This is a genomic window from uncultured Arenimonas sp. (genome assembly GCF_963976025.1).
Lineage (GTDB): Bacteria > Pseudomonadota > Gammaproteobacteria > Xanthomonadales > Xanthomonadaceae > Arenimonas.
Genome location: NZ_CAXBJS010000110.1, coordinates 1 through 8725, shown reverse-complemented (window position 1 = coordinate 8725; position 8725 = coordinate 1). Strand labels below are relative to the sequence as shown.

Annotated in this window: 9 protein-coding genes; 3 read left to right on the top strand and 6 right to left on the bottom strand. The window is 66.1% G+C overall.

What is annotated here, in order from left to right; genetic code table 11:
- A partial coding sequence (gene cfa / locus AACZ35_RS09580) for a cyclopropane fatty acyl phospholipid synthase (RefSeq protein ID WP_339828526.1) occupies positions 1 to 1065 on the top strand: 1065 nt, incomplete at its 5' end.
- Positions 1066 to 1093: 28 nt separating this feature from the next.
- Complete coding sequence (gene trmY, locus AACZ35_RS09575; protein ID WP_339828523.1) at positions 1094 to 1693, top strand: tRNA (pseudouridine(54)-N(1))-methyltransferase TrmY; 600 nt, start codon at positions 1094 to 1096, stop codon at positions 1691 to 1693.
- Between the two features lie 6 nt (positions 1694 to 1699).
- On the opposite strand, the gene AACZ35_RS09570 is transcribed toward trmY, so the two are convergent.
- From AACZ35_RS09570 to AACZ35_RS09545, 6 genes are all read right to left on the bottom strand, one after another.
- On the bottom strand, positions 1700 to 2458 hold the full coding sequence (locus AACZ35_RS09570) for a hypothetical protein (RefSeq protein ID WP_339828520.1): 759 nt from the start codon (positions 2456 to 2458) through the stop codon (positions 1700 to 1702).
- 18 nt (positions 2459 to 2476) lie between these two features.
- Positions 2477 to 3214, bottom strand: coding sequence for a peptidase (locus AACZ35_RS09565; RefSeq protein WP_339828517.1), 738 nt, complete (start codon positions 3212 to 3214; stop codon positions 2477 to 2479).
- Between the two features lie 27 nt (positions 3215 to 3241).
- Positions 3242 to 4057: a transglutaminase family protein gene (locus tag AACZ35_RS09560; RefSeq protein ID WP_339828514.1), complete on the bottom strand. Its 816-nt coding sequence runs from the start codon at positions 4055 to 4057 to the stop codon at positions 3242 to 3244.
- Complete coding sequence (locus tag AACZ35_RS09555; protein ID WP_339828511.1) at positions 4057 to 4998, bottom strand: alpha-E domain-containing protein; 942 nt, start codon at positions 4996 to 4998, stop codon at positions 4057 to 4059. The genes AACZ35_RS09560 and AACZ35_RS09555 overlap by 1 nt, the downstream gene beginning before the upstream one ends.
- Positions 4998 to 6356 carry a circularly permuted type 2 ATP-grasp protein gene (locus AACZ35_RS09550; protein ID WP_339828529.1) on the bottom strand — a complete coding sequence of 453 codons (1359 nt, stop codon included), beginning with the start codon at positions 6354 to 6356 and terminating at the stop codon, positions 4998 to 5000. Before AACZ35_RS09550 ends, AACZ35_RS09555 begins: the two co-directional genes overlap by 1 nt.
- A gap of 120 nt (positions 6357 to 6476) precedes the next feature.
- Entirely contained in the window at positions 6477 to 7661 is a 1185-nt protein-coding gene (locus AACZ35_RS09545) for a N(5)-(carboxyethyl)ornithine synthase (protein WP_339828508.1), read from the bottom strand.
- Between the two features lie 193 nt (positions 7662 to 7854).
- On the opposite strand from AACZ35_RS09545, the gene AACZ35_RS09540 reads away from it, so the two are divergent.
- Positions 7855 to 8725, top strand: an 871-nt coding sequence (locus AACZ35_RS09540; RefSeq protein WP_339828505.1) for a hypothetical protein, incomplete at its 3' end; no start/stop codon positions are given.

Below are 8725 nucleotides of genomic sequence, written 5' to 3'. Positions count from 1 at the left end.
GTGCATCTCGACGGGGACAAACCCTGGGATATCCAGGTTCGGAACCCAAGGATGTTCGCCCGCGTCCTGGCCGAGGGCTCGCTGGGCTTGGGTGAGTCCTACATGGACGGGGACTGGGACACCCGTTCACTCGACCAACTGCTCGCACGCCTGCTGGCGGCCCGGCTCGACCGCCAGGTGCTGGGCTGGCGCGATTATTGGGCCGCGCTGCGCGCCTGGCTGATCAACGTGCAGTCCCGGCGACGCGCCTACGTGGTCGGAGAGCGCCACTACGACCTGGGCAACGACCTTTACCAGCTGATGCTGGGCAAACGGCTCGTCTACAGCTGCGGCTACTGGCCCAAGGCGACGAATCTGGACGAGGCCCAGGAGGCCAAGCTGGACCTGGCCTGCCGCAAGCTCGAACTGGCCCCGGGCCAGCGCCTGCTCGACATTGGCTGCGGCTGGGGCGAGGCGCTGAAGTTTGCCGCCGAACGTTACGGGGTACGCGGCATCGGGCTGACGATCTCCAGCGAACAGGCGGACTACGCCCGCGAGCTTTGCCGGGGCCTGCCGATCGAAATCCGGCTGCAGGATTACCGCGAATTCAACGAGCCCGTGGACCGGATCCTGTCGATCGGGATGTTCGAACATGTGGGCGTGCGCAACTACCGGCGCTTCTTCGAGCTCGCCGCGAATTGCCTGCCGGCCGACGGCCTGATGCTGCTGCACAGCATCGGCACGAATGTCTCGACCAACCACACCGACCCCTGGATCGAACGCTACATCTTCCCCAACTCCATGCTGCCCTCGGCCGCACAGATCACCGCGGCCAGCGAGGGCCTGCTCGTGCTGGAGGACTGGCACAACTTCGGCACCGACTACGACCGCACCCTGCAGGCCTGGCGCGACAATGTCGAAGCCGGCTGGGACCGCCTCCCGGCCCGCTACGACGAACGCTTCCGGCGCATGTGGCGCTATTACCTGGCAGCCAGCATGGCCGCCTTCCGGGTCCGGAATATCCAGCTCTGGCAGATCGTGCTTTCACCCCACGGCCGGCCCGGGGGTTACGTGGCCCCGCGCTGAGCGACCCGCAATCGTGGACAATGGCCCCATGCGAACCTTCGTACTCAGGGCCCGGGCGGCTCCCACGGACAGCGCGAAGCTGCTGGCTTCGGTGGGCGGCGACGCCCACGCGGAGATCCTGGCCCATACGCTGATGAACGCCATCTTCGTGGCCCAGTCGCACCGGCCCGACGTGGTGGTTTACCTGGTGCTGGAAAGCACCCAGGACTACTCGCGCAGCATCCGCTTCGAAGCCAGCGCCATGCATGAGATCGGCGGTTTCAACGAGGCCGCCCTGCTGGCCAAGGTCGCCAAGGCGCTCGACGCCTCCCGGGGCATGGGCAAGGAAGAAACCCGCCCGGTGGAAAGCGGCGTCACGGTGCAGACGATCAGCTTCGAGAGGCTGGTGCAGCAGCTGGCGGAAAACCACCAGCTGTACGTGATGGAAAAGAAAGGCAAGCCGATCCGCGAACAGGCCTTCCAGGGCAACCCCTGCTTCCTGCTCACCGACCACATCCCGATGCCCAAGAACACCTTCCACACCCTCGACCGCCTTGGCGCCACAAGGATCACCCTGGGCAAGACGATGCTGTTCGCTTCCCAGTGCGTGGTGCTGATCCACCACGCACTGGACCAGCGCCAGGGCTAGCGTTGCCTAGCCGTAGCGCTTGCGGTGGCCGTCGAGGACGCCGGAAACCTTGGCCAGGGCGTCTTCGACTTCCTTCTTGAAGCCGCCGGCGGGTAGCTCCCGCACGGCCGAATGCGCGGCGCAGACGATGGAGGTCTTGGACCAGGCCGAGGCCAGCCAGCGGGCCCAGCCGGCGAAGGCGTCGGCGGAACCGGGGCTTTGGCTAAGTGCCCGCGACAGCATGGGGTGCATGCGCAGCGACGACTGCGGCAGGATCTTGCCCAGCGTGCCGGACGCGGCCATGACGTTGAAGGTGTCGTCCACGTGCACGATGCCGCTTTGCCGGTGGCGCACCAGCACCGATGCCACGTGCACGCGTTCGTCGGCGGAGACGAAGTCCACGCCCTCGGGCACCGACAGGTTGAACAGGTCGGCCAGCGGGTGTTCGTCATCCCAGGTTTCGATCGGGGTTTCCGCCCACGGCAAGGTCGGCGCCTTCTCGCGATGGCGTGCGGTGCCGTAAAGCGTCGCCGAGGGGAACAACGTGTGCATGTCCTGCACGTACATCGTGTGGAAGGGATGCACGTGCATGACGGCGTCGACTTTTTCTCCGTTGCCGGTAAGCGCCAGCAATTCAGCGCGCTGGGCGTCGTCGAGGTCGCAGCCATCGATGATGACGAAGCGGCCATTGCCACGCTTTACCACCGACATATGCGTGCCGATGTTGATGCCAACCACGCGGAACGTGCCGCGGATGTTCCAGAAAGTATCAGCCAGTTTTTGCATGGAGCTTGCCCCCTGGGGCTATAGCCAATCGGGCGGCGGGATCTGCCGGTGCGCTTCGCTCAGGGCCTTGGCCCACTGCTGGCGGATGCTGGTGAAATATTTGTCGTCCTCGTCCATGCGCTGCTCGACGATGCCGTCGATGCTGTCGTTGCGATAGACCAGCAGGTCCAGGGGCATGCCGACGCTAAGATTGGAACGCAGCGTCGAGTCCATCGAGATAAGCGCCAGCTTCACGCCCTCCTCCAGGGAAGTCTCGCGGGTGATGGCACGGTCGAGCATCGGCTTGCCGTACTTGTGCTCGCCGATCTGCAGGTAAGGCGTGTCGGCCGTGGCTTCGATGAAATTGCCGGCGGCGTAGATGTGGAACAGCCGCAGCGTGCGCCCGGCAATCTGGCCGCCAAGCATTATCGACACGTCGAAGGACACATCCTGCTGCTTCATCGCCTCGCCATAGGTGCGGTAGACCCGGCGCACGGCCTCGGACACCAGCGCCGCGGCGCGGAACATGGTGGGCACCGTGTAGATGGTTTCCACCTGGCCACTTTCCGGGTCGGGCAGGCCGTCCTGGATGAGGTTGATGACCGCCTGGGAAATCGCCAGGTTGCCGGCGGTAAGCGTCGCCATAAGGCGCTCGCCCGGGACATGGAACTTCTGCAGCTTCGAGAAGCAGGAAATGTTGTCGAACCCGGCATTGGTGCGGGTATCGCCCAGCATCACCAGGCCCTCGTCAAGCAGCAAGCCAACGCAATAAGTCACTTAAGGGTTCTCCATCGAACGCGATCGCTACTGGCTAGTCTGCGCCAATTGCGTGATGTTCACACTGACATCCAGGGTTTCGTCGTCGCCACCCCGGCGCAGGCCACGCACGGGCGCGGCGTCGCGATAGTCGCGGCCGCAGGCCACGCGCACGTAGTGTTCGTCCGGGGACACCCGGTTGGCCGGGTCGAAACCCACCCAGCCCAGGCCGTCCACGAACAACTCGGCCCAGGCATGGCTGGCGGCCGGGTAGCCGTCTTCCATGGGCAGCAGGTAGCCGCTGACATACCGGGCCGGGTAGCCCAGGTGGCGGGCCGCGGCGATAAGCACCTGGGCGTGGTCCTGGCAGACGCCGGTACCGGCCTCGAAGGCCTCGGCGGCGCTGGTTTCGGCGTGGGTGGTGTCGCTGACGTAGTCCACCTTGTCGCGCACGGCATTGACCAGCCGGTGCACGCACTCCAGGCCTCCGCCCTCGCCCGCCGCGGCATCGGCCAGGGCGATGATGCCCGGGGACGGCATGGTCAGCGGCGTAGGCTTGAGGAAGAACATGGGCGGCAGGCCACCGGCGTCTTCGCCATGCACGCCGCTCTTGTCCAGCGTGCGCACCTGGGCGCGCACGGACAGGTGCAGGTCGCTGATCTGGCGGTCGATGGCATGGGTGGCCACCGGGTTGCCGAAGCCGTCGATTCCCGTGGAGGGCAGCAGCTTGCCGTTCACCTCCACCCGCCAGGACTTCACCTGCTGGCTGGCGCTGGGCGCCGGCCAAAGGCGCAGGGCCTGCACCACCAGCAAGGCAGGCTGGCCATAGTGGTAACGCGTGTCGTGGGCGATGGTAAGCAGCATCAGAACAAGTGTCCCTTGGCGATCTCGGCGCCCAGGTCGCGGGTGCGGTCGATCACATCGGTAAGGTATTCGTGCAGGCCGTCTTCGATAACCGTGTCGATGTTGGCGAAGCGGAGATGGGCGTACATGGCATGCGCATGGCGCTTGGCGTCGGAGGCCAGCTTCGGGTCCTGGGCCTTGATGCCGTCCAGGTGCTGGGTGATCTGCTCGTAGCAAAACGCCAGCGAACGCGGGAATACATCGCGCGAGATAAGCAGTTCGGCCACGTGCGCCGGCTGCACCCTGCCCTTGAACAGCACCCGGTAGGCACGCCGGGCGCCGACCACGCGCAGGATCGCCAGCCACTGGTAGTAGTCCACCACGCCGCCGACGTCGCTGACGTCGGGCAGCTGCACGTGGTATTTCACGTCCAGCAGGCGGGCGGTATTGTCGGCGCGCTCCAGGAACTGCCCGGTTCGGATGAAGCAGAAGCTGTCGCGCCGAAGCATGCCGTTCGAACACACGCCGTGGAACAGGCTCACGCGCGCCTTCACCCAGTCCAGGAACTCGGCCAGGCCGTCGGCATCGAGCGGCGCCTGGGTGAAGTCGGCCAGCTCGATCGAAGTCTGGTTCACGGCCTCCCACATCTCGGTGGTCAGCGAGGTGCGCACCGAACGGGCGTTGCGACGCGCGGTTTCGATGCAGTTGACGATCGAAGACGGGTTTCCGCGTTCGAAGGCCAGGAAGCGGATGACACTTTCTTCATCCGGGGTGTCGCCGGCGGCGTTGAAACTTTCGCGGCAGCCCGATGCGACGATGGCCGATTCCCATTCGCTGCTGCGGTTGGTGTCCACGCGCACGGCGTTCATGTGGCCGGCCACCTGCAGCAGGCGCGCAACGTAGTCGGCCCGCTCCATGTAGCGCGCCAACCAGAACAGGTCGCCTGCAGTCCTTGCGAGCATCATTCCTCCAGCACCCAGGTGTCCTTGGTACCGCCACCCTGGGACGAATTCACCACCAGGGACCCTTCCTTCAGCGCCACGCGGGTCAGCCCGCCCGGCACCACGCGCACCTTGTCGCTGCCCGACAGCACGAAGGGCCGCAGGTCGACGTGTCGCGGCGCCACGCCCGACTCAACGAAGGTTGGCACCGTGGAAAGCGCCAGCGTGGGCTGGGCGATATAGGTTTCGGGCTTGGTCCTGAGCAGGTCGCGGAATTCCTGCAGCTGGGCCTTGCTGGCCTGCGGACCGACCAACATGCCGTAGCCGCCGGAGCCGTGCACGGCTTTGACCACCAGTTCGTCCAGGTGTTCAAGCACGTACTTGAGTTCGTCGGCCTTGCTGCAGTCGTAGGTGGGCACGTTGGAAAGCAGCGGCTCTTCGCCCAGGTAGAAACGGATCATTTCCGGCACGTGGATGTACACGGCCTTGTCGTCGGCGATGCCCGCGCCCACGGCATTGGTGATGGTGAGATTGCCGGCGCGGCTGGCGAAATGCAGGCCGGGCGCACCCAGGGCCGATTCGGGGCGGAACACCAGCGGGTCGAGGTAGTCGTCGTCGATGCGGCGGTAGATAACGTCCACGCGCTCCAGACCCGCCGTGGTGCGCATGTAGCAGATGTCGTTGCGCACCAGCAGGTCGGCGCCCTCGACCAGGTCGATGCCCATTTCATCGGCCAGGAAGGCGTGTTCGTAATAGGCGCTGTTGTGGATACCGGGCGTCAGCAGCACCACGGTGGGCTCGCCGTGGCAGTTGGCGGGCGCGACCGAGCGCAGGGTTTCCAGCAGCTCGTCGGCGTAGTGCGCCACCGGCGCCACCCGGGACTTGCGGAACAGGTCGGGGAACAGGCGCTGCATGACCTCGCGGTTTTCCACCATGTACGACACGCCCGAGGGCGTGCGGCAGTTGTCCTCGAGCACGTAGTAGTCGTCGGGGCCGGTGCGCACCATGTCGATGCCGGAGATGTGCGAATAGATGTGGCCCGGCAGGTCCAGCCCGTTCATTTCCGGGCGGAACTCGGCGTTGTGCAGGATCAGCTTTTCGGGAATGCGCCCGGCGCGGATGATGTCGCGGTCGTGGTAGACGTCGTGCAGGAAGGCGTTCAGGGCCTTGGCACGCTGCTCCAGACCCTGGCGCAAGCGCTGCCACTCGGCCTGGGCCATGACCCGCGGGATAAGGTCGAAGGGAATCAGCCGTTCGGCGTCGCCACCTTCGGTGTAAACCGCGAAGGTGATGCCGATGCGCCGGAACAGGACTTCGGCTTCACGGCGCTTGAGCGCCAGCTGTTCCGGCGTGGCGGACTTCAGCCACGCATCGATCATCGCGTAGGGAGGCCGGATCTGGTCGGGCCAGCCCATTTCGTCGAACGGCGGCGCTTGCGGCGTCATCCTGACTCCTTCAACGAATGAATGTTCAGGGTAACACCTCGAGTTTTTGTGGTTTCACGCAATTTTAAGACTGCTGGTCGGCTCATTCACCGCTGCCGGCCCATGTGGATAAACCGCCGCGCGCCCCTGGAACGCGAGGATGCCGTGCTTCTGCACGACGCCGCGGTCGATGTTCAGGGCGCGGCTGAGGGTGGGGTCGTGCTCCCAGCCTTCGCGGCCACGGGCGATGGTTTCCATGTAGACCACCAACGCGGCGGAAATGGAGCGCGTGGCGCTTTCCCACAGGTAGCTGGGCGTGTGGTCGACGGCGTAATAGTCCACCGTGCCCACCTTGAACATGGGGTCGGCGAAGGTCGTCGGCTTGGCGAAATAGAAGCCCATGCCTTCGTCGCAGCTGACATCGATGATCAGGCTGCCCGGACGCAGGCAGCCGGCTTCGTCTTCGGTGACGAAATCCATCGGGCTGGCCGGGTTCTGGAAGGTGCCGTTGATCAGGATGCCGGCTTCGCTGATCAGCTCGCCGAGCGGGCGGCGGGAACCATCGTGTTCGACCACCACCATGCGGGACTCGCCAGCCAGGCCGGCTTCCAGGCGCACGTAGTGGCAGTCCAGCACCTCCTCGCGCACTTCGTGGTCGGGGCGCTGGATGCAGATGGTGATGTCGCGGAAGCCGTGGGCCTTCAGCGCGTAGATGGCGCCGCGGCTGACCGCGCCGAAGCTGAAGATGATCACCTTGCGCTGGTTGCCGTAGTGCCCGTCGATGCCCTTCAGCGCCAGCGCGTGCAGCACGGCGCAGTAGCCGGCCATTTCGTTGTTCTTGTAGAAGGTGTGGCGGCCGATGCGGCCGTCCGGGCCCCAGACAAACATGTCCTCGAAGGCGATCAGCGTCAGCTTGCGGTCGATGGCGGCCTGGGTGATGGCGCGCTGCTGGGCGCAGTGCACGTAGCCCCACAGCAGGCCACCCGGGCGCAGTTCCTGCAGGTCGGCCACGGTGGGCTTGGCAATGACGACGGTACCGGCCTCCGCCAGCAGCTGCGCGCGCGGCGCCACCCCGCCGGTCTGGGCGGCAAGTTGTGCGTCGGAAACGTCGAAGGCGTCGCCATAGCCGGTTTCGAACACCATCTGCCGCCGCACCGCCTCGGGCAGGCGCGGCAGGTGGTCGGGATGCACGGGAAGGCGACGTTCGTCGAGTTTGCGGGACGTACCAACAATGCCGATGGAATTCGGACTAAGGGTCATGGCGGGTCCTTGATAAGGCGCACCACGGGCAGCCAAGCGGGAGGCGGGTACAGCAGACGTGCGGCGCCGGCGGGCCGGCGGCAGGGAGACGGCAGCGGGCCAAAGGCCGGTGCAGAGGGACATAGTGCGCCTTGGGGTGTTAGCCAGGCGTTAGCTACGACCGATGGCCGCGCGCCAGCCCTGGCGTCGTTTGATGTCGCATGCCACCCGCTCAGGTAGATACACCCTGCCCCGCCTTCGCCTGCCCCGCTGGCTGCAGCCCAAACCCACCGTCATCCTGGCGCGCTGGCGGGTGGATGCGGGTCTGTGGAGCCAGTTCATCGCCGCCGAGACGCGGCGCGGCGACTCGGTGCCCAGGAATGAAGCTCCATCACCCGGCGAGATCCCTCAACAGGGGTTTGAGGTCGTGGTCGAGGAGAATGCGCTTGTGGTTGCTGGCACCCGCTTCGACCTGCCCCGCCGTGGCACGCCTGAAGTGCTCAAGGCCGAGCTGCGGGACCCGGCCGACGCGCCGACCACCATCGAAATCAGCCTGAAGTACCCGATGCGCGGCCGGAGCGACGGCCGGCTGCAGTCGGCACGCTACACCCGGCTGACGCTGCCCGTTCCGGGGCCCGCCTGGCGCGAGGCCCGAAAGGTGGTGGCGCACTTCAACGGCGGCCGGCCCGGCGAAGCGGACTTCTTCCACGGCCGCGGCGACGGCAGCGATCCGGAAGATCTCAGCCGCTGCGCCAACTGTGGCCACGAGACCTACCAGCTGCGGTCCGAGTGCGAACGCTGCGGCATGGGCCTGCAGTCCCGGCGCTGGTCGCGGCGGTTCGGCTTCATGTTGCTGGTGTGCGGCACGATCCTGAGCGTGCTGATGGGCGGCGTGTTGTTTTACACCGTGCCGGCGCTGCTGCAGCCCGGCGAACTGGTGGGCGACATGCGTTTCGCCGGTGGCCCGGGCATGGCGACGCTAGTGCTGATGCTGCTGGTGGGGCTTTTCGTGCTTGGCGTGTCGATCGTCGTTTATGGCATCTGGCAGATGGCCACCGGAAAAGTGAGCCTGCGCGTGGCGCGCA

Excerpts from the sequence above, each read along its gene's own strand:
- trmY (WP_339828523.1), top strand. The coding sequence starts at position 1,094 with ATGCGAACCTTCGTACTCAGGGCCCGGGCGGCTCCCACGGACAGCGCG.
- AACZ35_RS09570 (WP_339828520.1), bottom strand. The coding sequence starts at position 2,458 with ATGCAAAAACTGGCTGATACTTTCTGGAACATCCGCGGCACGTTCCGC.
- AACZ35_RS09560 (WP_339828514.1), bottom strand. The coding sequence starts at position 4,057 with ATGCTGCTTACCATCGCCCACGACACGCGTTACCACTATGGCCAGCCT.
- AACZ35_RS09555 (WP_339828511.1), bottom strand. The coding sequence starts at position 4,998 with ATGCTCGCAAGGACTGCAGGCGACCTGTTCTGGTTGGCGCGCTACATG.
- AACZ35_RS09550 (WP_339828529.1), bottom strand. The coding sequence starts at position 6,356 with ATGATCGATGCGTGGCTGAAGTCCGCCACGCCGGAACAGCTGGCGCTC.
- AACZ35_RS09545 (WP_339828508.1), bottom strand. The coding sequence starts at position 7,661 with ATGACCCTTAGTCCGAATTCCATCGGCATTGTTGGTACGTCCCGCAAA.